This is a genomic window from Rothia sp. HMSC062H08, from assembly GCF_001810775.1.
In the GTDB taxonomy this organism is placed as follows: Bacteria; Actinomycetota; Actinomycetes; order Actinomycetales; family Micrococcaceae; genus Rothia.
Map to the genome: position 1 here is coordinate 367,166 of NZ_KV802665.1, position 23,796 is coordinate 390,961.

Sequence of the window (23,796 nt, forward strand, 5' to 3'; positions counted from 1 at the left end):
GGATAAAAGTCAGAAATAAAACAACCTAGTGAAAACCGTTTTGGGCGTACACCTCAACGATGGCGTCTTCCAGGTCTTCCATGAGCAGGGCGGGGTTCGCGTCCTGCGCCGCGCCGACCGTGGCGGGGTCCAGCTCCATGCCGAGGGCACGGTACACATCCGCGGTGACCGCCCGCAGGGGTGCAGAATCAGAGACCACGATGCCGGTGCTAAACCACCAGCCGCCGGTCACCACACGCTGGGCGGTGCCGACCAGTTTAATGCGGCCGCCACCTGCGGAGGCGGGAAGCTGCGCGTGCACCGAATACTCGCCGGGGCAGTACTCCCCCGGGATTTCACCCATGCGCGCATCCACGCCGACTTCGCGTAGCGCCTGCGCGTACATGGAACCGAAGAGTTCGTAGCGTAGGGTGTTGCCGCTGCGGGCGTCGGTGGCGGGCTGAAAATGGTCCACGACCAGGCACCCCTGATGGTAGGCGGCGGCGTGCCCACCGACCTTGCGCACCAGCACCTCAAAGCCGTGCTCGGCGCACGCCGCGGAGGCCTCCGCGAAGCCGGGGTTCAGTTCGTCACGGCGGCCGAACGCAACCGTCGGGTTCGGCTGATACATGCGCAAGGTGGCTTCACGCTGCCCGCTTGCCACCTCGCGGAGCATCTGCACCGTCTGGTCGTGGTGAATGAGGATATCGCCGGATTCGGGGCCGGTCTCTCGAATAATCTGCACGTTCCTATTTTACGGTTACGCCCGTCACTACGGTGCATGGTCGGTGGGGCGTCTCAGGAGCGACCTGTAGGCGCCCCAGAGGCAGCCCGGAAGTAGTTCAGGAGGCGGCACTCCCCCGCTACGCCTCACGCCGATTCCCTCTGAATCTGTGCAAAGTCATCGCCGACGCCCCGCGGAATCCCAGCCGCCGATACACCCCGCCATATTCACATTTTTTATGCCGATTTTCTTCACTCCGTGAATCCAAACCATTACGATTAAAAGACTACGTGGCATCCCACACGTTGCCATAAGTACACAACACAGCATGACAACGCAGAAGAAACGCACACACCGTGGCGGAACCACCCACCACGGACCAAACTGTACGTTTCACATAAGGAGTACGGACATGACACAGTCCACCAACACAGCAGCAGCCGCTGCCCCCAGCCAGGAGGTGAGCGCAGCCCGCAAACAGCGAAACAAGCTGATTCTGCACGTTGCCATCATCGTAGCCGTCACCCTCGCCATCTGGTTCGTTCCCGCCCCCGAAGGCGTCGACCCGCGCGGCATGCACATGCTCGCCATCTTCGTCGGCACCATCCTCGGCCTGATCCTGCAGCCGCTGCCGACCCCGTCCGTGGCGCTCGTCGGCCTGGGCGCCGCAATGATTACCGGCACCATGGCGGCAAAGAACGAGGCACTGACCGGCTTCGGTAACTCCTCCATCTGGATTATTGTTGCCGCGTTCTTCATCGCCGACGGCTTCCTCATCACCGGCCTGGGCAAGCGCATCGCACTGCTGTTCGTGCGTGTGCTCGGCAAGTCCTCCCTCGGTCTGTCCTACGGTATGGCAATCACCGACCTGGTTCTCGCCCCCGCCACCCCCTCCAACACTGCGCGTGCTGGTGGCGTGATTTACCCGATTATCCGTTCCCTCTCCGAGGTCAACGGCTCCACCAACGAAACCCCCGAATCACGCCGTAAGCTCGGCTCCTACCTGCTCATGACTGAGGCGCAGGTCAACACCATCACCTCCGCCATGTTCCTGACCGCAATGGCGGGCAACCCGCTAGCGCAGAAGTTCGCGCACGACCGCGGCATCAACCTCGACTGGGGCACGTGGGCGCTCGCCGCTATCGTTCCCGGTCTTGCCGCGCTGATTGTGATGCCGTGGATCATGTCGAAGATTTACCCGCCGACCATCAAGAAGACCCCGGACGCACCCGAGCACGCCCGCCAGGAACTGCACGAAATGGGCCCCATGAGCTCCAAGGAATGGATTATGCTCGGCACTTTCGTGCTGCTGCTGGTCCTGTGGATTACCGGCACCGCCCTGGGTATTGACGCCACCAGCGCCGCATTCTTCGGCATCGCAATTCTGCTGGTGACTAAGGTCCTGACATGGAAGGACATGGCGAAGAACTCCAGCGCATGGTCCACCCTCATCTTCTTCGCCGTGCTCGTCGGCATGGCAGACCACCTGAAGAAGCTCAAGGTCGTCGACTGGATCGGTCAGCAGGCGGCGCACAGCGTCAGCGGCATGGCATGGCCCATGGCGTTCGCGATTCTGGTTCTGGCGTACTTCTTCATCCACTACATGTTCGCTTCGAACACCGCCCAGATTGTTGCACTATACGCAGTATTCCTCGGTGCGGCGGTAGCTGCCGGTGTTCCGCCGATGTTCGCGGCGCTGTTCCTCGGCTTCATGGGCAACCTGATTGGCGGCATCACCCACTACGCCTCCGGCCCGGCGGGCGTGTACTACGGTTCCGGCTACTTCAGCGTGGGCGAATGGTTCAAGATCGGCTTCATGGCGGCTATCGTGAACCTCGTCGTCTGGGGTGCGGTCGGTACCGCGTGGCTGTTCGCGCTCGGCTTCGCCAACTAATAGCGCAGGCCCCGCGGCGGCCTAGCTCAGCGTAAAAGCGCTGTAGAAAGCCCGGTGTTCTCACGTGAATTTTCGTGTGAGAACACCGGGCTTTTACGCGCCCGCTAGCTTCCTAAAACAGGGCAAATCCTAGTATTCCCCCACCCCCTCCGCTAGGGTAGAAGAAAACCCCACAACACCTTGGAGGATGCCGTGCACCAGGACCAGCACATCACCGCCCAGACTACCTCTTTGCCAAACTCCAACCCGGCGCTGACCGAGCCGCAGCCGCTCGGCGCATTCCCTGACGGGTTCCTCTTCGGAGGCGCCACCGCCGCCAACCAGTTCGAGGGTGCCTGGAACGAAGACGGCAAGGGCCCCAGCCTGCAGGATGTGCTGCCCGCCGGCGGCCTGTACCCGCGCACCGCGGAACCCACCGAGGACAACCTCAAGCTGGAAGGCATCGACTTCTACCACCGCTACCGCGAAGACATCGCCCTGCTCGCGGAGATGGGTTTTAAGGTCTTCCGCTTCTCCATCGCCTGGTCGCGTATCTTCCCCCGCGGCGACGAAGAAGCCCCGAACGAGGCGGGCCTCGCTTTCTACGACCGCGTGCTCGACGAGCTTGAAAAGCACGGCATGGAACCGCTCATCACCCTCAGCCACTACGAAACCCCGCTGCACCTGGTGGAGCAGTACAACGGCTGGACCAGCCGCGAACTCATCGGCTTCTACGAACGCTACGCCCGCACCGTGTTCGCCCGCTACGGCAAGCGCGTGAAGTACTGGCTGACCTTCAACGAAATCAACTCGATGCTGCACCTGCCGTTCATGTCCGGCGGCATTAACACCCCGGCGGATCAGCTCAGCGACGCCGACCTCTACCAGGCGATGCACCACGAGCTGGTCGCCTCCGCGCGCGCCACCGCTGCGGCACGCGAACTGGCACCGGGCGCACAGATCGGCTGCATGATTCTTGCCATGCCCACCTACCCGCTCACCCCCGACCCCGCCGACGTACTCGCCGCACTGCAGGCGGAGCAGGCGAACTTCGCGTTCGGTGACGTGCACGTGCGCGGCGCATACCCCGGCTACTTCCTGCGTGCCCTGCGTGAGAAGGGTGTGGAGCTGAACATCACCGAGCAGGACCGCGAGGACCTGAAGAACACTGTGGATTTCGTGTCGTTCAGCTACTACATGTCCACCTGCGCGACCGGCGACCCGGCACGAGGCGAGCGCGGCGAGGGCAACATCCTCGGTGGCGTGGCGAACCCGACCCTGCCCTCCAGCGAATGGGGCTGGCAGATCGACCCGACCGGCCTGCGCGTGGTCCTCAACCAGTATTGGGACCGCTGGCAGAAGCCGCTATTCATCGTGGAGAACGGCCTGGGCGCCCGCGACGAACTGGTTGAGGTGAACGGTGAGCTCACCGTGGAGGATGACTACCGCATCGACTACCTGCGCCAGCACCTGCGCGCGGTGCGTGAAGCCATCGAGGACGGCGTGAACGTGCTCGGCTACACCACATGGGGCTGCATCGACATGATTAGCGCCTCGACCGCGCAGATGTCCAAGCGCTACGGGTTCATCTACGTGGACCGCAACGACGATGGCTCCGGCACCCTGGAGCGCTACCGTAAGAAGTCCTTCCACTGGTACCGCGAGGTGATTGCCAGCAACGGCGCGGAGCTGTAACCGGTCAGGTTCTACCCCCGCCCCGCGAAACTAGCACGCGAAATTCACGGCGCGTGAAACTCAGGCCCCCTCGTAAGCCTGAGCCCCGCAAAACCAGCGACAAAAGGCCCCCGAGACTCTGAATCTCGGGGGCTTTTGCGCATGTCCGTTATGCCTAGCGCGGGCAAATCTAGTCTGTAAGCAAACCTAGTCCATGGGCAGGTCATTCAGGCTGGTCGAGACGTACTCCCACCAGGTCGGCACCAACCCGGCATTCATTGCAACCCTCTGCGACAGCATGTGCGACGGGCTCGTACCGTAGAACGGCAGGTACCCTTCCGCCAGAGTCAGGCGTGCCGCATCACGCACCAGCACGCTGGCGATGCCGGCACCACGCCAGGCAGGCAGCACATCAATGCCAATCTGGCGCATAATCGGCGAATCGTCACTCAGGCCAACCATAGCGATAGGGTCTGCGAGTGCGGGGGCGCTCTCCCCCGCCGCGGGTGCATCAGGTGTATCCTCATCCACTGGGTATGCGGCGAGCACCAGCACATCCGGGCGGGTCACGCTAAAGCCCAACGCGTTCGAGTAGCGTTTATCCCCGCGGAAACGCTCAAACTGTTCAGCGTCCAGCAGCTCCACGCGCAGACGGGTTACGCGCGCCTCGGTGTCCTCAGGGTCGACCTCAAGCGCCCCCGCGGAGGCGTTCGCCTCCCTGCAGATGCTGCGCTCGCCCGTGATTTCGGCGAGCAACGCAGCCTTCAGCTCGGCGGGGTCAACGCGGCGCATCATGCCCACACCGGGCACGGCGCACTTGACCTCCTGCGCCTGCACGCCCTCGGGTACGACCGAATTCAGCAGGGCGCGGCCGGGCGTGTAGTAGATGCTCGTGCCACTGACCTGCTGGGTGTAGGGGGTGAGCAGTTCGTTGAGCTGGCGCAGCTGCGCGTAATCGCCCAGCCAGTTCGACTGGTCGCCGAGCATGTAGTCGATGGCCTTGTCCAGCACGCGCGGATGCTTGGCGCAGAGAATGCCGACACTCGCGTAGTTGGCGACGCGCAACTCCCAGATGTCGTCGTTGCGGCGGCGTGCGGCACCCATCTTCTCGGAGGGAGGCTGCACGGTGGCGAGCAGCGGCAGGCTCTCGGCGTCCGGGTAGTCGCGTAGCTCTTCGAGGGCGCGGCTAATCGAGCCAGGCGCCTGGCAGAAGTCCGCCTCCAGCTGGGTGTGCAGGATGTGCCGCGCACGGTCCGCGGTGGTCACAGCGCCACGGTTCATAGCGCCACGGGTTGCCTGAGCTCCCCGCGTGGGTTCGGTTCCTTGAGTATCAGTCACGTAGGTTTCCTCTAGGGCAAATTTTTGACTAGTTCAGGATCTCAGCAAGGAACGCGCCGGTGTGCGAGCCCTTCACCTGAGCCACCTGTTCCGGGGTGCCTTCGGCAATCACGGTGCCGCCGCCGCTACCGCCTTCGGGGCCCATGTCGATAATCCAGTCGGCGCACTTGACCACGTCCAGGTTGTGCTCGATGGTGATGACGCTATTGCCCTTGTCAACCAGCGATTGCAGCACGGCGAGCAGCTTGCGGATGTCTTCAAAGTGCAGGCCGGTGGTCGGCTCGTCCAGCACGTAGATGGAGCGGCCGTTGGAGCGCTTCTGCAGTTCGGTTGCAAGCTTCACGCGCTGCGCTTCACCGCCGGAGAGGGTGGTTGCGGGCTGGCCCAGGCGAATGTAGCCCAGGCCCACGTCCACGAGGGTGTTCAGGTGGCGCGCAATCGGGGTGAATGCGGCGAAGAACTCTGCGGCTTCTTCCACGGGCATTTCGAGTACGTCGGCAATGGTCTTGCCCTTGTAGTGCACTTCGAGAGTTTCGCGGTTGTAGCGCTTGCCATGGCAGGTTTCGCAGGGCACGTACACGTCCGGCAGGAAGTTCATTTCAATCTTCAGGGTGCCGTCGCCGGAGCAGTCCTCGCATCGGCCGCCCTTGACGTTGAAGGAGAATCGACCCGGGGTGTAGCCGCGCATTTTCGCTTCGCTGGTCTCTGCGAACAGCTTGCGGATGTGGTCGAACACGCCGGTGTAGGTGGCGGGGTTCGAGCGCGGGGTACGACCGATGGGCGACTGGTCCACGTGAATGACCTTGTCCAGGTGTTCCAGGCCGTCGATGCTCTTGTGGCGTCCGGGTACCTGCTTGGCGCCGTTGAGCTTGTTCGCCAGGGAGGTGTACAGAATGTCGTTGACGAGGGTGGACTTACCCGATCCGGACACACCGGTCACCGCGGTGAACACACCCAGCGGGAAGGACACGGTCACGTTCTTGAGGTTGTTTTCGCGGGCGCCGCGCACGGTCAGCTGGCGTTCCTTGTCCACGGGGCGGCGGGATGCGGGCACCTCAATGCTGCGGCGGCCAGCCATGTAGTCGCCGGTAATGGACTTGGTGTTCTTCAGCAGCTCCTCAAAGCTGCCGGAGTGCACGATTTCGCCACCATGCTCGCCGGCACCGGGTCCTACGTCCACAATCCAGTCGGCTTCGCGCATGGTGTCTTCGTCGTGCTCAACCACGATAAGCGTATTACCCATATCGCGCAGCTTGGTGAGGGTTTCGATGAGGCGGCGGTTATCGCGCTGGTGCAGACCGATGGAGGGCTCGTCGAGCACGTAGAGCACCCCGACCAGGCCCGAACCGATCTGGGTTGCGAGGCGGATGCGCTGCGCCTCACCGCCGGAGAGCGTACCGGCGGAGCGTGAGAGGGTCAGGTAGTCCAGGCCCACATCCAGCAGGAACTGCAGGCGCGCGTCAATTTCTTTGAGGACCTGCTCGCCAATCTTGGCTTCGCGGGCGCTGAGCTGCAGGCTACGCACGAAGGCGAGCGCGTTGGCGAGGGACAGGTCGGTAATGTCTGCAATGGACTTGCCGCCAACCTTCACGCCGAGAATGGTCGGGTTCAGGCGCGCGCCACCGCAGGAGGGGCAGGCGACCTGGCGCATGTACTGTTCGTAGCGGTCGCGGGCGAAGTCCGATTCGGTTTCTTCGTGCTTGCGCTTGATGTACGCCTTCACGCCCTCGAATCCGGAGGTGTAGCGGCGTTCACGGCCGAAGCGGTTGCGGTAGGACACCTCAACCTTGTAGTCCTTGCCGTCCAGGATAGCGGCGCGGGTCTTGGCGGGCAGGTCCTTGAAGGGGGTGTTCAGGTCGAAGCCGAGCTCCTCCCCCAGACCCGCGAGCAGGCGCAGCCAGTATTCGGTGGTGGCCTTGCCCTGCGACCAAGGGGCGATAGCGCCCTCGCCGAGGGTCAGGTCGGGGTTGGGTACGAGCAGTTCGGTGTCGACTTCCAGGCGCGAGCCGATGCCATCGCAGGCGCTACACGCGCCGAACGGCGAGTTGAAGGAGAAAGCGCGCGGCTCGATGGTGTCGATCTGCAGTGGGTGGTTGTTGGGGCAGGCGAGGTTTTCGCTGAAGGAGCGGGTGCGTTCGGGGTCGTCCTGCTCGCGGTCCACGAAATCGATGAGCACGCGGCCGTCGGCGAGCTTGAGCGCGGTTTCGATGGAGTCGGTCAGGCGCTGGTGAATACCGTCCTTAATGACGATACGGTCGACGACCACATCAATGGTGTGCTTGTACTGCTTGGCGAGCTTGGGCGGGTCGGAGAGCTGCACGGTTTCGCCGTCCACGCGGGCGCGCGAATAGCCCTGGGTCAGCAGGTCCTTGAAGAGGTCAACGAACTCGCCCTTGCGTGCACTGACGACGGGCGCGAGGATCTGCAGGCGGGTGCGTTCGGGGTACTCCTGCAGAATGTCCACGATCTGCTGCGGGGTCTGCTGGGTGATTTCTTCGCCGCATTCGGGGCAGTGCGGGTGGCCGATGCGCGCCCAGAGCAGACGCATGTAGTCGTAGATTTCGGTGATGGTACCGACGGTTGAGCGTGGGTTCTTGGAGGTGGACTTCTGGTCGATAGACACCGCCGGGGAGAGGCCCTCGATGAAGTCTACGTCGGGTTTATCGACCTGTCCGAGGAACATACGCGCGTAGGAGGACAGCGACTCAACGTAGCGGCGCTGACCTTCCGCAAAGATGGTGTCGAAGGCGAGGGAGGACTTACCGGAGCCGGAGAGGCCGGTGAAGACGACCATCGCATCACGCGGAATGGTGAGGTCTACGTTCTTGAGGTTGTTTTCGCGGGCACCCTGAACCCGGATACTGGTCAGGTCGTTCGCTTTGAGTGCGGTGCTACCGTGTGCCGGGCGGGGTGTCATCGAAAATCCTTTCGTCTTATCTTCGAATTTAAATTCTACACCCTCACGCCTTTCACCAGCGGGATTATGCGGCCGGTGAAGGCATGAGGGTGCAGTACTTATATGAGGCGGACTAGGAGGCGCAATTCATCACGTGCGGTTTACCAGCCGCGGGTTCCCCACTCTTCCAGGTGGGGGCGCTCGTCGCCGAGGGTGGTGGAGCGGCCGTGGCCGGGCAGCACGATGGCATCATCGTCGAAGCCACCGAAGAGCTTTTCAAGCACGTTGGAGAAGAGCTCACCGAACTGCTGCGGGGAGTCGGTCTTGCCCACGCCGCCAGGGAAGAGGGCGTCGCCGGTGAACAGCAGGGTTGCGGGAGTGCCGTCTTCCCAGGTGGTTTTGAGGGTGTAGACGATGGATCCGGGGGTGTGGCCGGGCACGTGCAGGGCGCGGATGACGGTGTCAGAGAGGTAGAAGTCGAAGCTTTCGCCGCCGGTCAGTTCTTCTTCGACGGTGTAGTCTTCCTGCTCCTTAATAGCGGCTGCATCAGCTGCACCCGCGGAGGTCACGGCACCGGTGAGGTGGTCGAGCTCCTTAATAGCGCGGATGTGGTCCCAGTGGCCGTGGGTGACCAGAATGCCGGTCAGACCGATTGCGCGGGGCCTGATGGAGTTGAAATCCTCTTCCTTCTCCATGACGCGCACGCGGCGTTCTTCGCCGTCTGCCAGTTCGAGCTGCGGGCAGTCCTTCAGGAGCGCATCGAGAGTGAAAGCATAGAGTTCTTCTGCATCGTCTGCGGGGTCGATGAGTACCTGCTCGCCGGTGGCGCGCATGGTGATGAGGTAGACGCTGTTGTCCATCTCGGAGACACTGAACGCACGGACGGTCAGTTCGGGGTTCTCAAAGATGAGGGTGGGTTCGGGGTAAGTAGTCATAGTTCCAGTGTAGGGGTTGTGACCGCACAGCATGCGCCTATGCGGTTCGCTCCCCTATCAGCGCATTCGGCATTGACCGCGCGGGATACATGTACGGGTTGCCTGTGCGGGATGCACAGGGAATAGATTCTGGAGCACGCTCGGTACGGATTGGGTTCAGCGCGGATTAGGTTCCGGCTGGATCCCGCCCGGCTGAGGGTTCAGCGAAATTCAAACAGCGAAATTCAAAAGTCCACTGAAATTCAAAAGTTAAACAGAGAAGCGACTGCGCATCGATACACAGTCGCTTCTCATGACACCCAGGGGTATCTATCACTCACTCAAACACAAGCAACCCGAGGACTTTAGAAATCTCACGATTACTTGATGACTCAATAGTAGCGAACTTTTTGGGGGCTGTTTTACCACCCCATTTGGTACGGAGAGCCAGATTTAGTGACCCACACCTCATTGTAATCATTCTGTAATAAAAACAGGTGTTTTTTAGGGTATCCATACGTACCAATTTCATTTTTTTCGAGTTTTGATGTGACTTATTTCACCCAAAATAATTTCAGATTTTCCCTCATTTGGCACTTCAGTGCACCTTTAACCTAAGCTTCACAGTCGGTAATCCTAAAGGCTCAATACCCGGTTTTACCCCGGTATTCCGCGGAAGTAGAGGGTTAAGGTAAAAGTATCTTCAAGTACTTGCAACTTCATGAACAGGAAAAAATGTACCGCTCACCGTTCAAAAAGTGTACGGATATACACTTGAAGGAAAAATTAATTGGTCTGTTTAGACCCATTAGGCACCCCCTAAAGTAGAGCTTTTATAACAAAACGATAACAGCAGCCCCGCCTTCAGGTTCACTGAGTGCACCCACTAAAACCCCTTTCAAAAATCAAAATACCTAGTCAATGCCATATTTTCACAAAATGCAAGACAGTGTGTCACTAAAAAATCAACCTCTACAGATTGTTTAATAAAACCTGACCTTCAAGCATACATAGAGCCCAATTATTAACTAGCAAGTACCAATTCCACCCTCAAAACAGGCGCCCTAGAAGCCTCAATGAAAGGTTGAAAGACCCCTCCACCAGGGGTTTCAGGATCCTTCACTCCCCCTGGTTGCAGTCTGGTTGTAGCCAGGTTTCAGCTTGGTTGCAGTCTGGTTTCACTCTGTTTTCAAGAGCTCCCTCGCCCTCAAGCGTTGCGCACCTCGTATTCACCCCTCATGCTTCCATGTATCTGGGGCAGAGCACCCCACAAAAGCACCATAGGGCACAGCAAAGGCGGCACCCCTCCTCCGCTGTGGGGAAGGAGCGCCGCCTCCACTAGCTATAGATCAGCTGGCACAGTCACCTTAGGACAAGCCCTTAGGACAGGCCGACCATCACGCCGTTCTCGTCGAAGCCGATGCGCTCAGCTGCGGGGCTCTTGCTCAGACCCGGCATAGTGCGCATGGTGCCGCAGATAGCGTAGACGTAGCCAGCACCTGCAGCCAGGCGAACCTCGCGCACGGGCAGAGTCCAGCCGGTCGGTGCGCCCTTCAGAGTTGCATCCGAAGAGATGGACAAGTGGGTCTTCGCGATAACCACGGGCAGGTGCGAGTAGCCCAGCTCAGCGAAACGCTTCAGCTGCTTAGCGGCGGCGGGAGCGATGGAGATGCCGTCCGCGCCGTAGACCTTGGTCGCGACCTTCTCGATCTTGGTCTCGATGGAGTCCTCAAGATCGTAGGTGTACTTCAGATCCGAAACGTCGTCACATGCCTCAGCAACCACGTCTGCCAGGTCGGTGGTGCCCTTACCACCCTCAGCCACACCGCGGTGGATAGCGACGCGAGCGCCAGCTTCCTCAGCGATACGGCGGATGGTCTCGTGCTCGGACTCGAAGTCGGTCGGGAAGGCGTTGATTGCCACGACCGGCTGAACACCGAAGTTGCGCACAATCTCGATGTGCTTCTTCAGGTTCTCTGCGCCCTTCTCCACGTCGGAGGGGCTTTCCTGCAGCATGCCTTCGGGCAGGGGCTTGCCCGGAACGATCTTGTACAGGCCGGAGTGGGACTTCAGGGAGCGCACTGTTACGACGAGCACTGCTGCGTCCGGCTTCAGGCCGGAGACGCGGCACTTGACGTTGAAGAAACGCTCCGCACCCATATCGGCACCGAAGCCAGCCTCGGTAATCACGTAGTCGGAGTACTCCAGACCAACGTAGTCGGCGACCACGGAGGAGTTACCGGTTGCGATGTTGCCGAAGGGGCCCGCGTGAATCAGTGCGGGGGTGTGCTCCAGGGTCTGCAGCAGGTTCGGGTTGATTGCGTCTGCCAGAATCACGGACATTGCGCCGTCAGCCTTCAGGTCGGCCGCGGTGACGGGCTCGCCGTCATAGTTCAGGCCAATCACGATCTTGGCCAGGCGCTCGCGGAGGTCCTTGAAGGAGGTTGCCAGCGAGAGAATCACCATGATTTCGGAGGCGCTGGTGATGTCGAAACCGGTCTCGCGGACCACGCCGTCCATGCGTTCGCCCAGGCCCACGACGATGTTGCGCAGGGAGCGGTCGTTCATGTCGATAACGCGGCGCCACTCGATTGCGCGCGGGTCGATGCGCAGCTCGTTGCCGTGGTGCAGGTGGTTGTCGATCATGGCGGCAAGCAGGTTGTGCGCTGCGGTGACGGCGTGGAAGTCGCCGGTCAGGTGCAGGTTCAGCTTCTCCATGGGAACAATCTGGGAGTAGCCGCCGCCTGCTGCGCCGCCCTTGATGCCGAAGGTCGGGCCCATTGCGGGCTGACGCAGAGCCAGGATTGCCTTGCGGCCGGTCTGGGCGAAGCCCTGTGCGAGGGAGACGGAGGTTGCGGTCTTACCTTCACCGAGCGGGGTGGGGGTGACTGCGGTAACCACGATGTACTTGGAGCCGCGCTTGCGGGCGGTCTCTGCGTTGGTGGTTTCGTCGAGGAGGACCTTAGCGACATACTTGCCGTAGGGTTCAAGGCGATCTTCGCTGATGCCGTTGTCTGCTGCGATCTTGTTAATAGGCCAAAGATCGGCGGCAAGTGCGATTTCGAGGTCGGAAGGGAAAGGCTTCTTCGTCATTGTCATCCTTCGAGTTGTACGAATCATGCTCTTTTATTCTATGCCTTGGCTCACTCATTTGTCCCTCACCTCGCCGGAAGGTGGCAAATAAACCCAATTTTTAACGCACTAATCCCCGCAACCGGTGACCTCCGCTCACGTGGAGCGACAGGGTCGGTGCGGGGATCAGTAGCGCATACGCGCCGGAATACTGGTATAGGAACCGGTATAGGAACCGGCGATACGACCGGCTATTACGGCATGGTCAGCAGAACCTTGGTAGCGGTACGCTGGTCCATTGCCTCGTAACCCTTAGCCGCCTCGTCAATGGGCAGAACCATGTCGAAGACGCGGCCGGGCTCAATTTCGCCCTTGTAAATCAGCTCGATGAGGGTCGGCAGGTACTTGCGCACGGGGGCGGGGCCACCCTCCAGGTGAACCTGCTTGCCGAAGAGCTTATCGGTGCCGATGGAGCTGTCGTGCGGCACGCCCACGAAGCCGATGTAGCCACCGTGGCGTACGCAGCCGAGAGCCTGGTCGAAGGACTGCTGGGTGCCGACAGCCTCCGCGACGCCGTGTGCGCCCACGCCGTCGGTGAGCTCCATGACCTTGGCGATGCCCTCTTCGCCGCGCTCTTCCACGATGTGGGTTGCGCCGAATGCCTTAGCGAGCGCCTGACGTTCGGGGTTGCGGGACATGATGATGATCTTCTCCGCGCCGAGCTGCTTAGCGCCGATAACTGCGCTCAGGCCGACTGCACCGTCGCCAACAACGACGATGGTCTTGCCGGGGCCTGCCTGCGCTGCGTCTGCTGCGTACCAGCCGGTGCCGAGCACGTCGGATGCCGCCATCAGGTGCGGGATCTGCTCTGCGGTGGGGGTTGCGGGGGTCTTGACGAGGGTGCCGTCTGCGAAGGGTACGCGGGCGTATTCTGCCTGGGTGCCGTTGGAGCGTGCGCCAATGAAGGCATCGCCTGCTGCGATTGCCTTGAGGCAGCGGGAGGGGTAGCCTGCGGTGCAGGTTTCGCATTCGCCGCAGGAGATGCAGAAGGAGCCTACGACGAAGTCGCCGGGGGCTACGGTGGTGACCTCGGAGCCTACTTCGACGACTTCGCCGATGTATTCGTGGCCCATTGCCCGGTGGTCAACGGGCTGTGCGCCGCGGTAGGGCCACAGGTCGGAGCCGCAGATGCAGGATGCTGCGAGCTTGATGATGGCGTCGGTGGGTTCGAGCAGGGTCGGCTTCTCAACTTCGTTGACGACGACCTTGCCGGGGGCTTCCATAACAACTGAACGCATGATGTTCCTTTCAAATCTGCGTTGATGGTTAGTCGTATCAGACTACGCCCCGCACCCCGATATATCAATAATTTTTTATGCTACGGGGTGAAGGTAAAAATTCCGACAACCGGAACCAGAAAGGAACCAGAAAAACTGCTCCCACTCCCCTGCTTCTCCGCGGCCTCTCCCCCGCTTCCGCACCCGGTTAAACGGCGCCCCCCCCGCACCTTCCAGATGGGTATCCATCCAGAAAACACGGGGTCGCAACGTTAAGATGCCTCAACGTTTAGCAACCACAGCAGAGCTAAAGCTGAGTATGCCTCAGACTAGAATCCCCGTTCCATGTAGTTGTTGAAGAGGGTAGTCGTATCGTGCATGTTAAGCTATAAGTCTGCCTGCCAGGGGTAGGACATAAAAGTAATCTCGGCAATAAAATGAGGATTATCGGGTCTCGGTGGTGTAACCTGAGATGACTCAAGGTAAGCCTATGGTAGGTTACAGTTACTAAGAGACAACGGAACTCGAACACTGAAAGTTAGTTCGGAGAGTACAGCATAGTGTGTGGAGTGACGTTGAGATACCAAGAAAGGAGACCGGCTAGATGACCGACAAACTCTCGGAATCCGAAGCACTTGTCACTACTCTCGGTGAGCTCTGCGTTGATTATTTCGGTAAGGAAAACCTTCAAAAACTCTTTGTCGAATATACCCCTGCATTGGAGCAGGCTGTCATCTATGTTGCTTTGTGGGAACAATCTAACGAGGCCATGGAAAAGATTTTCCAAAAGTACATCGACGAGATTGTACCCCTCTATATTGGTGAGACTATGCTTGACTTGCGATTTTTCGTAGCTGACTCACCAGTATTTGCTGCTTCAAACCATAGCTCCAAGAGTAAAACCTACGCGATGGCATAAGGCTTACTTATATATGAACAGCCAGCCTAATTTGCAAGAACACCGTCATAAAGCAAATATCTTTCTGCGGAAAGCTAATAAGTACAAGGTTAGCGACCAAGTTGTTGCGCAGATTTGTGCTTTTTATGCTGCATACCATGCGATGCGGTTTGCAATACTAACTGATCCAATCTTAGACAAGAGCAACGAAGAGATTATGCGCCTTGTCCATATGCCTGGTCTTGTTCAAGATTCAAGATATGCTACCCACCACAGTGGACGGCATAATAGCGGTCGCGGTATTGGTCAAAATCAAGTTATCCAAGCTCTATATCCGTCAGAGGCGTTGGCATATAACCAATTACACCGCGCCTCAATCGATGCTAGATATGGTTCTCTTCCTGGAGAAGTTATTATCGATGCTGCTGATGCTTATGATAAGGCTGCGCGAATCGTGGACGTTGCTCTTTCCGAGGAAGGACTTAGGTGGAAGCCAAAGTCTATTAGATAACTAAATACGCTTAAATAAAGGGGGCCCGTTTCTATCATTATTAATAGTGACGGGGCCCCTTTATGCTATACCGTAGTCAGCCATTGAATTATCAACTCGTTATTCAAAGTCTGAATCCAAGATTTAGCATCACATATACTTATTGTCACGCTAAATAGGCTAATTTTCATGGTTTGTCCTCCCCGGAGAGGAGAACCAACAAGGGTGTCAGATAACATCTGAAATGTTCACCTGACACCCTTGTTATAAGAGATTATTAGAAGTCCCAGTCCTCGTCCTCAGTGTTCACGGCCTTACCAATGACGTAGGAAGAGCCGGAACCGGAGAAGAAGTCGTGGTTCTCATCAGCGTTCGGGGACAGTGCCGAGAGGATTGCCGGGGACACGTTAGTCACGGTCGCCGGGAACATCGGCTCGTAGCCCAGGTTCATCAGAGCCTTGTTAGCGTTGTAGTGCAGGAACTTCTTAACGTCCTCACTCCAACCCACACCGTCGTACAGGGAGTGGGTGTACGCCACCTCGTTCTCGTACAGCTCGTACAGCAGGTTGAAGGTGTACTCCTTCAGCTCTGCCTGACGCTCCGGGGATTCCTTCGCCAGGCCGCGCTGGAACTTGTAGCCAATGTAGTAGCCGTGCACTGCCTCGTCACGAATAATCAGACGGATCAGGTCAGCGGTGTTGGTCAGCTTCGCGTGCGAAGACCAGTACATGGGCAGGTAGAAGCCCGAGTAGAACAGGAAGGACTCCAGCAGAGTGGAGGCAACCTTCTTCTTCAGCGGGTCGTCACCGATGTAGTAGGACAGAACGATCTTCGCCTTCTTCTGCAGGTGCTCATTCTCAGAAGCCCAGCGGAACGCCTCGTCAATCTCCTTGGTGGAGGCGAGGGTCGAGAAGATCGAGGAGTACGACTTTGCGTGCACGGACTCCATGAACGCAATGTTGGTGTACACGGCCTCTTCATGCGCGGTCACAGCGTCCGGCAGCAGGGACACGGCACCGACAGTACCCTGGATGGTGTCCAGCAGGGTCAGACCGGTGAAGACGCGCATGGTCAGCTGCTTCTCTTCTTCGGTCAGGGTCTTCCAGGAGGGCACGTCGTTGCTCAGCGGCACCTTTTCCGGCAGCCAGAAGTTACCGGTCAGACGATCCCAAACCTCAAGGTCCTTCTCGTCCTCAATACGGTTCCAGTTGATAGCCTCGACCACGTGGTCGACGAGCTTCACCTTTTCGCTCATTAGTAATTCTCCGATTCTTAAGGGGCGGTTACGGTGCCACGCGCGGCCAGCCAGTCGCGCAGGCGGTTTGCGTGTTTACCGTAACCGCCCCTTCCAGTCTTTAGTTATAGTGTGCCAGCTCAGGCTGAATGCGTCACAGCATTCGGTCTAGAGCATGCAGGATACGCAGCCTTCAACCTCGGTACCCTCAAGAGCCATCTGACGCAGACGGATGTAGTAGATGGTCTTGATGCCCTTACGCCATGCGTAAATCTGGGCGCGGTTGATATCGCGGGTGGTTGCGGTATCGCGGAAGAAGAGGGTCAGCGACAGGCCCTGGTCCACGTGCTGGGTGGCCACAGCGTAGGTGTCGATGATCTTCTCGTAACCAATTTCGTAGGAGTCCTGGTAGTACTCCAGGTTCTCGTTGGTCATGTACGGTGCCGGGTAGTAGACGCGGCCGAGCTTGCCTTCCTTGCGGATCTCAATCTTCGAAGCGATCGGGTGAATCGAAGAGGTCGAACCGTTGATGTAGGAGATGGAGCCGGTCGGCGGAACAGCCTGCAGGTTCTGGTTGTACATGCCGTACTGTGCCACGTCAGCAGCCAGCTGAATCCACTCTTCACGGGTGGGGATGTGGTGCTTAGCGAACAGTTCGCGGGTACGCTCGGTCTGCGGTGCCCATTCCTTCTCAATGTACTTTGCGAAGAACTCACCAGATGCGTACTTCGAGTTCTCGAAGCCCTCGAAACGCTGACCGCGTTCCTTAGCAATCTGCATGGAGGCGCGGATTGCGTGGTAGGCGACGGTGTAGAAGTACATGTTGGTGAAGTCCAGTGCTTCTTCGGAACCGTAGTAGACGTGCTCGCGTGCCAGGTAGCCGTGCAGGTTCATCTGGCCCAGACCCACGGCGTGGCTCATGTTGTTGCCGCGCTCGATGGAGGGTACGGAGCGGATGTCAGACTGGTCGGAGACGGAGGTCAGCGAACGAATCGCGGTTTCCACGGTCTTGCCGAAGTCGTCGCCGTCCATGGTCAGTGCAATGTTCAGCGAACCGAGGTTGCAGGAGATGTCCTTACCGACGGTCTCGTAGCCGAGGTCAGCGTGGTAGGTGGACGGCTCAGAAACCTGCAGGATCTCGGAGCACAGGTTGGACATGATGACCTTACCGGCGATGGGGTTCGCGCGGTTGACGGTGTCTTCGAACATCACGTACGGGTAGCCGGACTCGAACTGGATCTCTGCGATGGTCTGGAAGAACTCACGCGCGTTGATCTTGGTCTTGGTGATGCGTGCATCGTCGACCATTTCGTAGTACTTCTCGGAGACGTTGATGTCGGAGAAGGGCACGCCGTAGATGCGTTCCACATCGTACGGGGAGAAGAGGTACATGTCCTCGTTCTTCTTCGCCAGCTCGAAGGTGATGTCGGGGATGACAACGCCCAGGGAGAGGGTCTTGATGCGGATCTTCTCGTCAGCGTTCTCACGCTTGGTGTCCAGGAAGGCGTAGATGTCGGGGTGGTGTGCGTGCAGGTACACGGCACCGGCACCCTGACGTGCGCCGAGCTGGTTTGCGTAGGAGAAGGCGTCTTCCAGCAGCTTCATGACGGGGATAACGCCCGAGGACTGGTTCTCAATCTTCTTAATGGGCGCACCGGACTCGCGCAGGTTGGTCAGGGCGAATGCCACGCCGCCGCCGCGCTTGGAGAGCTGCAGTGCAGAGTTGATGGAGCGGCCGATGGACTCCATGTTGTCTTCCATGCGCAGCAGGAAGCAGGAGACGAGCTCGCCGCGCTGCTTCTTACCTGCGTTGAGGAAGGTCGGGGTTGCCGGCTGGAAACGGCCGGAGATGATCTCGTCGACGATGTCTTCGGCGAGCTTCTCGTTGCCTTCTGCCAGCAGCAGTGCGACCATGCAGACGCGGTCTTCGAAACGCTCCAGGTAGCGCTGACCGTCGAAGGTCTTGAGCGCGTAGGAGGTGTAGAACTTGAAGGCACCCAGGAAGGTCGGGAAGCGGAACTTCACGGCGTAGGCGCGCTTGAACAGGTTCTTGATGAACTGGAAGTTGTACTTGTCGAAGAGTTCCGGCTCGTAGTACTGGTTCTCAATCAGGTACTCAATCTTCTCTTCCAGGTCGTGGAAGAAGACGGTGTTGTTGTTGACGTGCTGCAGGAAGTACTGTCGTGCCGCCTGGCGGTCTGCATCGAACTGAATCTGGCCGTTCTCATCGTAGAGGTTCAGCAGTGCGTTCAGCTCGTGGTAGCTCATACCCTTGAACTTCTCGGGCACGCTCTTGCCGTTGTGGCTCGCACCGAGAGTTTCTAGTGCTGAGGGCAGTTTTGCGTCCAAAATGCTTCCAATCCTTCGTTGACTTTTTCTACATCTGAATCGGTGCCCATGAGCTCAAATTTGAAGAGCACGGGCACATCGCACTTCTTGGCGACAATGTCTGCCGCGATACCGAAGAGCGGACCAAAGTTGGTGTTGCCGGAGCCAATCACACCGAGTATGTGGTGGCGATTCTGCTCCACGTTCAGGAATTTAACCACCTGCGGGGGAACGTTACCGGCGCCTTCGGGCTTGCCGTAGGTGGGGACGATGAGCACGAACGGCTCATCAAGAATGAGGGTGTCTTCGCCGGTGCGCAGCGGCAGGCGGAGGCGGCGGGCACGGATCTTCTCCACGAACTTGTGGGTGTTACCGGAGATGGAGGAGAAGTACACGATGAGTGGCGCTGTATCGTCCAGTTCGTCCTCGGTCGCTCGACCCTCGGAAGCATTGCGTGCATCCATAAGAATCTTGCGGATTTCTGCGTGCTCGTCGACGGGGTTGGGCGTGAGGGCGGTACTCAATCTGTACTCCTTATTCTCGTGGGCCGGTGTGGTTCCGTGCCGATTTTCCGTTTGTACGGGTTTCGGCAGGGTTGTTACGCTGCCAGAGCGTTGATCTTGTCGGGCTGGAAGCCGGACCAGTGCTCGTCGCCTGCGATGACGACGGGTGCCTGCATGTAGCCGAGGGACTTGACCATTTCGAGGGCCTGAGCGTCTTCGGTGATATCAACCTTGGTGTAGCTGATACCCTTCGCGTCGAGGGCGCGGTAGGTCATGTTGCACTGGACGCACTGGGGCTTGGTGTACACGGTCACTACCATGGGAGTGCCTCTTACTTTCTCCCGCTCGGGCGGGCTTATCTCGTGAATGAATCTGGCGTGTTTCGTCGGTGGTTCACCACGTGTTATTTACGGCGGGCGCTGTGCCGTCCACTGCCCCCTCCTAGTGGGGCGTGGCGGTTTCCTGCTCTGGGGCAGGGCGCCTAAAAGTGCCGTAGTGGTGGAACCGAGTATTAATACTACATCTAGTGTCGAGATTTTTCTGCACCACAAGATGATGTGGTGCGAGGGTCGTGTTTCGTTCGATAAACCCACAGTTGAACCCACTTAAGAGGGGGTGTCTACAGCTTATCCACACCCTGCCGCGGGGCTAGTTCGCCGTATTTTCGCGGGGTGTGCCGGGTTATCCACAGGTGGGGTTTAAGTTGGTCAGGATTTTTAAGGGTTCATTCGCCCGCTGAGTTGAGGTTCAGTTAACCTCATGTATGCGTTTGGGGGCATAAAACCCGGCAGATTCGGGCTTGATTTTAAAGAGATTTCCGCTCTCACCCGTTCTTGCGCGGAACGGCGCGGTTTTAAAGCAGAACGGACTTTCTTAAAGGCGGGGGTTAACCCCCTTCGAGCGGGTTTAAGCTATGTGATTAAGGCTGTAGAAAAGATTTTTAACTCTTTTTCAGCAGCCGGTGTGTCGTGGGTTTAAGTTGGTTAATTCCGCTGAAACACCAAAACCCACCGCATATACCGGCATTTCGCGGTATTTGCGGTGGGTTTACAGGCTATAGGCACAGATTTTAGCAACCGGCGAGCAGTAACCGGCTAGAAATCGATCAGGCCCAGCTCACGCAGTTTCTTACTCAGCGTTACGCCGTCGGTGGCTTCAATCCACAGCGGCGAGCGCATCATCTGTTCGGCACGGTAGTCACTCCAGACTCGGCCGGAGGCGAGCATGGTCTCCCCCACCGTCAGGTTGCGGATGACGATTGCCGCGACGTTGTCCGGGTAGCGTACCGCGAAGCCGTTGTAGATGTACGGGTCGCGCTGCCCGTCGTCACCGACGAGGATCCACTTCATTTGCGGGAATTCCTCGGCGAGGCGGCGCAGGGACTCGACCTTATGGTTGGTTCCGGAGCGGAACCAGCGGTCCGGGGTGGGGCCCCAGTCGGTGAGCAGGAACGTGCCGCGCGGGTAGCCGTTGCGGCTGAGGAAACGGCGCAGGGTCGGGGTGATGTTCCAGGCGCCGGTGGACAGGTACATGAACGGCGCATTCGGGTGGCTGCGGCGGATACGGTCGGTCATGACCGCCATGCCGGGGGTGGGGATACGTGCGTGCTCGTCGAGGATGAAGGAGTTCCAGGCGGCAACCATGGGGCGCGGCAGCATGGTGACCATGACGGTGTCGTCGACGTCCATGATGACGCCGAGCTTCTGGCTTTCGGGAACGATATAGACGCTGGTTGCTACGGCGCGGGAACCGGGCACGTACATGATGACTTCGTGTATGCCGGGTTCCAGGTCGATGCTGAGTTTGACGTCGAGCACGCCGCCGCGGTCGGTGTACGCCTCGTGCTTGGTGCCGTCGATGACGATGGTGACGGGCGCATCGGACATTGCGGTTGCGGTGAAGGAGCGCCAGCCGCGCATGGGGTTGGCGGTGTCTTGGGTGCCGTCGACGACCTGCAGGAGGCGTTCGAGGTTGACCGTCTTGTAAAGGGCGCGGGCGATAACGCGGACCCAGCCGGGGGTTCCGTCGGAGGCGGCGCGGCCGTAGCCTTCGGTGGGCACGAGGATAGGCTCGCGACCGGCAGCGATGGCACGCTTTTCGCGCCACCTGTGCAGCCGGTCTGCAACACGGTAGCCGATGTTGACAGCCTCGTCGGCAGCATCGTTCACAAGGTTGCGCAGTTCGTGAGTGCCCAAATTCTCCATCCCACTAGTGTAGCGGAGCGTTACCGGCTTGCGGCTTTAGGATTTTGTGTTCTTATACCTAGTTTTTATACCTATTAATACTGTGGTGCTGAGCGCGGGGTGTGATGTGCACATTATTTAGGGTGTATTCGCTGTTCAGATTCGTTCCTTGCAGGTGGGGGCGTTATCCTGGAGAGTATGACCCACTCACAGCCTAACCGCCGACTTTTTGTGCTCGGCACTGCTATGCTTCCGCTGATTGCTGCCTGCTCGAAGAAGTCGAATGACTACGACGGCACCAGCGGTAATTTCACTCCGTATCAGGCTGGCGGCGAGACCTCTGCTACTGCTACTCGCCCCGCACCCACGAATTCGCCGACGGTTGCCGCTGCTGGCAACCCGGTTGATAAGCCGCGCGAATGGCCCGGCATCGGCAACTCCCTCATTGGTGACGGCAAGTATGTTGCGTGGACTGTTGATGACGGCGCAAGCCCGGAGGCGATTCGCGGCTACGCTGAGTTCTCGAAGCGTACGAATACTCGCCTGACGTTCTTCATTAACGCTTCGTACACCGGTTTTAAGGAGCATGTGTCGTTGCTGCGTCCGCTGGTTCAGAGCGGCCAGATTCAGGTTGCGAACCACACGTACAACCACGCTGACCTGACCACCCTGGATGCTGAGGGTGTGAAGGAAGAGCTGCAGCGTAACGAAGACGAGATTATGAGCATGTTCGGTGTCTCGTCGAAGCCGTACTTCCGCCCGCCGTACGGCCGCTACAACGATGCGGTGCTGAAGGCTGCCGGTGAGATTGGTTTTACCCGCCCGGTCATGTGGAACGGCACTACCGGCGACGAGGCGAAGACCAGCTCCCGTGTGATTTACATGCGTTGTATCCGCTACATGTTGCCGCAGCAGATTGTGCTGGGTCACCTGAACTACGAGACGATCATCCCGATTCTGGATAAGGTGAAGGGCCTGCTCGATGACCGCGGCCTGACTGCGGTGACGGTTCGTGACTACTACGGTGACGCATCCGAGGAAGAGATTAAGGCGGCGGCTCCTTCGCCGACCCCCACCCCGGAGGAGAACACCCCCTCCCCCGAGGCGACTACGGAGGCACCGGCCCCTACCCAGGAGCCGACTACTGAGGCTCCGACTCAGGCGCCGACTACCCGCTATGAGGATGAGGCAGCGGCAAGCCAGCAGGCTACAACCGCTCCGGCGGCAACCACTACGGCTCCGCCGGCTCGTGCTACCGCCGCACCTGCGGCTACGACTGCTCCCGCGGCTACTGCCACGACCGCACCGGCGGCTGCCCGCCGATAGGGTCGCGTATTTCGCGTATGCTAAGCCCCCTTGACCCGGTTCCCCTACGGACCGGTACGAGGGGGCTTTGCCGTACCCGGCGAGAATAAACACGCGGGAATAAACGCTGGGGAATAAGCGCGGCAACCGGGGTGTTAGGTGAGCGTACAGTTGCGGCAGTTGCCCCATCCGAGTGTGAGAGGAATAGACACCATGCGTATTGATATTTGGTCCGATATTGTGTGCCCCTTCTGCTACGTGGGCAAGCGTAACCTGGAGCTGGCGCTCGCCGAGTTTGAGCACCGTGACGAGGTTGAGGTGGTGTGGCATAGTTTTGAGCTGGACCCGTCGGCTACGGAGCATCCGGCAGGTTCGTTGCCTGAGATGATTGCTGGCAAGTATCAGATGCCGTTGGAGCAGGCGATTGCGAGCCAGGAGTCGATAGCGGAGCGTGCCCGCGAGGTGGGTTTGGATTTCAATTGGCGGCAGGCACGCTACGGTAACACGTTTGATGCGCACCGTGTGATTCACTATGCGGCGGAGCAGGGTTTGGCATCGGCGGCGCAGGAGGCGTTTAAGAAGGCGTACTTCACGCAGGGCCGTTCGGTGCAGGATCACGAGTCGATTCTGGATATCGCCTCTGAGATTGGTTTGGATACCGCCGAGGTTGAGGCGGTGTTGAAGAGCGACCGTTACGCGGTGGATGTGCGCGCTGATGAGCAGTTGGCGCACCAGCTGGGCATTAATGGTGTGCCGTTCTTCTTGATTGAGTCGAAGTGGGCGGTGAATGGTGCGCAGCCTGCGGAGGCGCTGGTGCAGGCGCTGCGTCAGGTGTGGGAGCAGACTCATCAGGTTGAGTTCCTGAACCCGCTGGCGGGCGCGGCTGGTGACGCAGCAGGTAACAATGCTGCGGAGGCGGGTCCGTCCTGCGATGTGAACGGCAACTGCTCCTAGCGGCGGCTCTGGCGAGAGCTACCCCGGCGGGGGTGCTACTCCCCTAGCGCCCCCGGCTAATACAGCCCCAGGTATAGCGAAGCCCCCTCGTACTATTGAACTGCCTCCCGTTTCTTGGACAACGAAAATAAAGTCCAAGAAACAGGAGGCTTTT

The 23,796-nt window shown here is 59.2% G+C and carries 17 protein-coding genes; 6 read left to right on the top strand and 11 right to left on the bottom strand.

From position 1 onward, the window contains the following. Positions 1-25 precede the first annotated feature (25 nt). Entirely contained in the window at positions 26-724 is a 699-nt protein-coding gene (locus HMPREF2765_RS04140) for a lipoate--protein ligase family protein (RefSeq protein WP_049342038.1), read from the bottom strand. A gap of 391 nt (positions 725-1,115) precedes the next feature. On the opposite strand from HMPREF2765_RS04140, the gene HMPREF2765_RS04145 reads away from it, so the two are divergent. Together HMPREF2765_RS04145 and HMPREF2765_RS04150 are read left to right on the top strand one after the other, a co-directional pair. Beyond that, complete coding sequence (locus HMPREF2765_RS04145) at positions 1,116-2,597, top strand: anion permease (RefSeq protein ID WP_070604364.1); 1,482 nt, start codon at positions 1,116-1,118, stop codon at positions 2,595-2,597. 192 nt (positions 2,598-2,789) lie between these two features. Further along, on the top strand, positions 2,790-4,271 hold the full coding sequence (locus tag HMPREF2765_RS04150) for a glycoside hydrolase family 1 protein (protein WP_070604393.1): 1,482 nt from the start codon (positions 2,790-2,792) through the stop codon (positions 4,269-4,271). A gap of 186 nt (positions 4,272-4,457) precedes the next feature. On the opposite strand, the gene HMPREF2765_RS04155 is transcribed toward HMPREF2765_RS04150, so the two are convergent. The 5 genes from HMPREF2765_RS04155 to HMPREF2765_RS04175 all read right to left on the bottom strand — a co-directional run bounded on the left by HMPREF2765_RS04155 (position 4,458) and on the right by HMPREF2765_RS04175 (position 13,768). Further along, complete coding sequence (locus HMPREF2765_RS04155) at positions 4,458-5,588, bottom strand: GNAT family N-acetyltransferase (RefSeq protein ID WP_070604366.1); 1,131 nt, start codon at positions 5,586-5,588, stop codon at positions 4,458-4,460. A 28-nt stretch (positions 5,589-5,616) separates the two neighbouring features. After that, the gene (gene uvrA / locus HMPREF2765_RS04160) at positions 5,617-8,505 is read right to left on the bottom strand and encodes an excinuclease ABC subunit UvrA (protein WP_070604368.1); all 2,889 of its coding nucleotides are present in this window, start codon (positions 8,503-8,505) and stop codon (positions 5,617-5,619) included. 140 nt (positions 8,506-8,645) lie between these two features. Continuing rightward, positions 8,646-9,419, bottom strand: coding sequence for an MBL fold metallo-hydrolase (locus HMPREF2765_RS04165; RefSeq protein ID WP_049356807.1), 774 nt, complete (start codon positions 9,417-9,419; stop codon positions 8,646-8,648). Between the two features lie 1,359 nt (positions 9,420-10,778). Then, a complete protein-coding gene (locus tag HMPREF2765_RS04170) occupies positions 10,779-12,491 on the bottom strand; it encodes a formate--tetrahydrofolate ligase (RefSeq protein ID WP_005508799.1) in 1,713 nt (570 codons plus the stop codon). Positions 12,492-12,724: 233 nt separating this feature from the next. Beyond that, positions 12,725-13,768 carry a zinc-dependent alcohol dehydrogenase family protein gene (locus tag HMPREF2765_RS04175; protein WP_049358353.1) on the bottom strand — a complete coding sequence of 348 codons (1,044 nt, stop codon included), beginning with the start codon at positions 13,766-13,768 and terminating at the stop codon, positions 12,725-12,727. Positions 13,769-14,351: 583 nt separating this feature from the next. On the opposite strand from HMPREF2765_RS04175, the gene HMPREF2765_RS04180 reads away from it, so the two are divergent. After that, entirely contained in the window at positions 14,352-14,666 is a 315-nt protein-coding gene (locus HMPREF2765_RS04180) for a hypothetical protein (RefSeq protein ID WP_070604370.1), read from the top strand. A 13-nt stretch (positions 14,667-14,679) separates the two neighbouring features. Next, a complete protein-coding gene (locus tag HMPREF2765_RS09180) occupies positions 14,680-15,156 on the top strand; it encodes a hypothetical protein (RefSeq protein ID WP_141749083.1) in 477 nt (158 codons plus the stop codon). A 256-nt stretch (positions 15,157-15,412) separates the two neighbouring features. Here the strand turns inward: HMPREF2765_RS09180 and nrdF are convergent, their stop codons facing one another. From nrdF to HMPREF2765_RS04210, 5 genes are all read right to left on the bottom strand, one after another. Further along, on the bottom strand, positions 15,413-16,390 hold the full coding sequence (gene nrdF, locus HMPREF2765_RS04190) for a class 1b ribonucleoside-diphosphate reductase subunit beta (RefSeq protein WP_049358354.1): 978 nt from the start codon (positions 16,388-16,390) through the stop codon (positions 15,413-15,415). Positions 16,391-16,537: 147 nt separating this feature from the next. Then, on the bottom strand, positions 16,538-18,718 hold the full coding sequence (gene nrdE / locus HMPREF2765_RS04195; protein WP_049342044.1) for a class 1b ribonucleoside-diphosphate reductase subunit alpha: 2,181 nt from the start codon (positions 18,716-18,718) through the stop codon (positions 16,538-16,540). Further along, the gene (nrdI, locus tag HMPREF2765_RS04200) at positions 18,691-19,221 is read right to left on the bottom strand and encodes a class Ib ribonucleoside-diphosphate reductase assembly flavoprotein NrdI (protein WP_049342045.1); all 531 of its coding nucleotides are present in this window, start codon (positions 19,219-19,221) and stop codon (positions 18,691-18,693) included. The genes nrdE and nrdI overlap by 28 nt, the downstream gene beginning before the upstream one ends. Positions 19,222-19,295: 74 nt before the next feature. After that, on the bottom strand, positions 19,296-19,520 hold the full coding sequence (gene nrdH / locus HMPREF2765_RS04205) for a glutaredoxin-like protein NrdH (protein ID WP_005505794.1): 225 nt from the start codon (positions 19,518-19,520) through the stop codon (positions 19,296-19,298). 774 nt (positions 19,521-20,294) lie between these two features. Then, positions 20,295-21,404 carry an App1 family protein gene (locus HMPREF2765_RS04210; RefSeq protein WP_049350113.1) on the bottom strand — a complete coding sequence of 370 codons (1,110 nt, stop codon included), beginning with the start codon at positions 21,402-21,404 and terminating at the stop codon, positions 20,295-20,297. Positions 21,405-21,581: 177 nt separating this feature from the next. Here HMPREF2765_RS04210 and HMPREF2765_RS04215 point away from each other — a divergent pair, with 177 nt between their 5' ends. Then, entirely contained in the window at positions 21,582-22,709 is a 1,128-nt protein-coding gene (locus HMPREF2765_RS04215; RefSeq protein ID WP_049350112.1) for a polysaccharide deacetylase family protein, read from the top strand. 192 nt (positions 22,710-22,901) lie between these two features. Continuing rightward, complete coding sequence (locus HMPREF2765_RS04220; protein ID WP_070593380.1) at positions 22,902-23,642, top strand: DsbA family oxidoreductase; 741 nt, start codon at positions 22,902-22,904, stop codon at positions 23,640-23,642. Positions 23,643-23,796: the final 154 nt, after the last annotated feature.

Bases quoted from the DNA above. Each gene is read 5' to 3' on its own strand.
- HMPREF2765_RS04165 (WP_049356807.1), bottom strand. From the start codon at position 9,419: ATGACTACTTACCCCGAACCCACCCTCATCTTTGAGAACCCCGAACTG.
- HMPREF2765_RS09180 (WP_141749083.1), top strand. From the start codon at position 14,680: ATGAACAGCCAGCCTAATTTGCAAGAACACCGTCATAAAGCAAATATC.
- HMPREF2765_RS04220 (WP_070593380.1), top strand. From the start codon at position 22,902: ATGCGTATTGATATTTGGTCCGATATTGTGTGCCCCTTCTGCTACGTG.
- HMPREF2765_RS04210 (WP_049350113.1), bottom strand. From the start codon at position 21,404: ATGGAGAATTTGGGCACTCACGAACTGCGCAACCTTGTGAACGATGCT.
- HMPREF2765_RS04215 (WP_049350112.1), top strand. From the start codon at position 21,582: ATGACCCACTCACAGCCTAACCGCCGACTTTTTGTGCTCGGCACTGCT.
- HMPREF2765_RS04180 (WP_070604370.1), top strand. From the start codon at position 14,352: ATGACCGACAAACTCTCGGAATCCGAAGCACTTGTCACTACTCTCGGT.
- nrdH (WP_005505794.1), bottom strand. From the start codon at position 19,520: ATGGTAGTGACCGTGTACACCAAGCCCCAGTGCGTCCAGTGCAACATG.
- HMPREF2765_RS04170 (WP_005508799.1), bottom strand. From the start codon at position 12,491: ATGACGAAGAAGCCTTTCCCTTCCGACCTCGAAATCGCACTTGCCGCC.
- nrdF (WP_049358354.1), bottom strand. From the start codon at position 16,390: ATGAGCGAAAAGGTGAAGCTCGTCGACCACGTGGTCGAGGCTATCAAC.
- HMPREF2765_RS04145 (WP_070604364.1), top strand. From the start codon at position 1,116: ATGACACAGTCCACCAACACAGCAGCAGCCGCTGCCCCCAGCCAGGAG.
- uvrA (WP_070604368.1), bottom strand. From the start codon at position 8,505: ATGACACCCCGCCCGGCACACGGTAGCACCGCACTCAAAGCGAACGAC.
- HMPREF2765_RS04175 (WP_049358353.1), bottom strand. From the start codon at position 13,768: ATGCGTTCAGTTGTTATGGAAGCCCCCGGCAAGGTCGTCGTCAACGAA.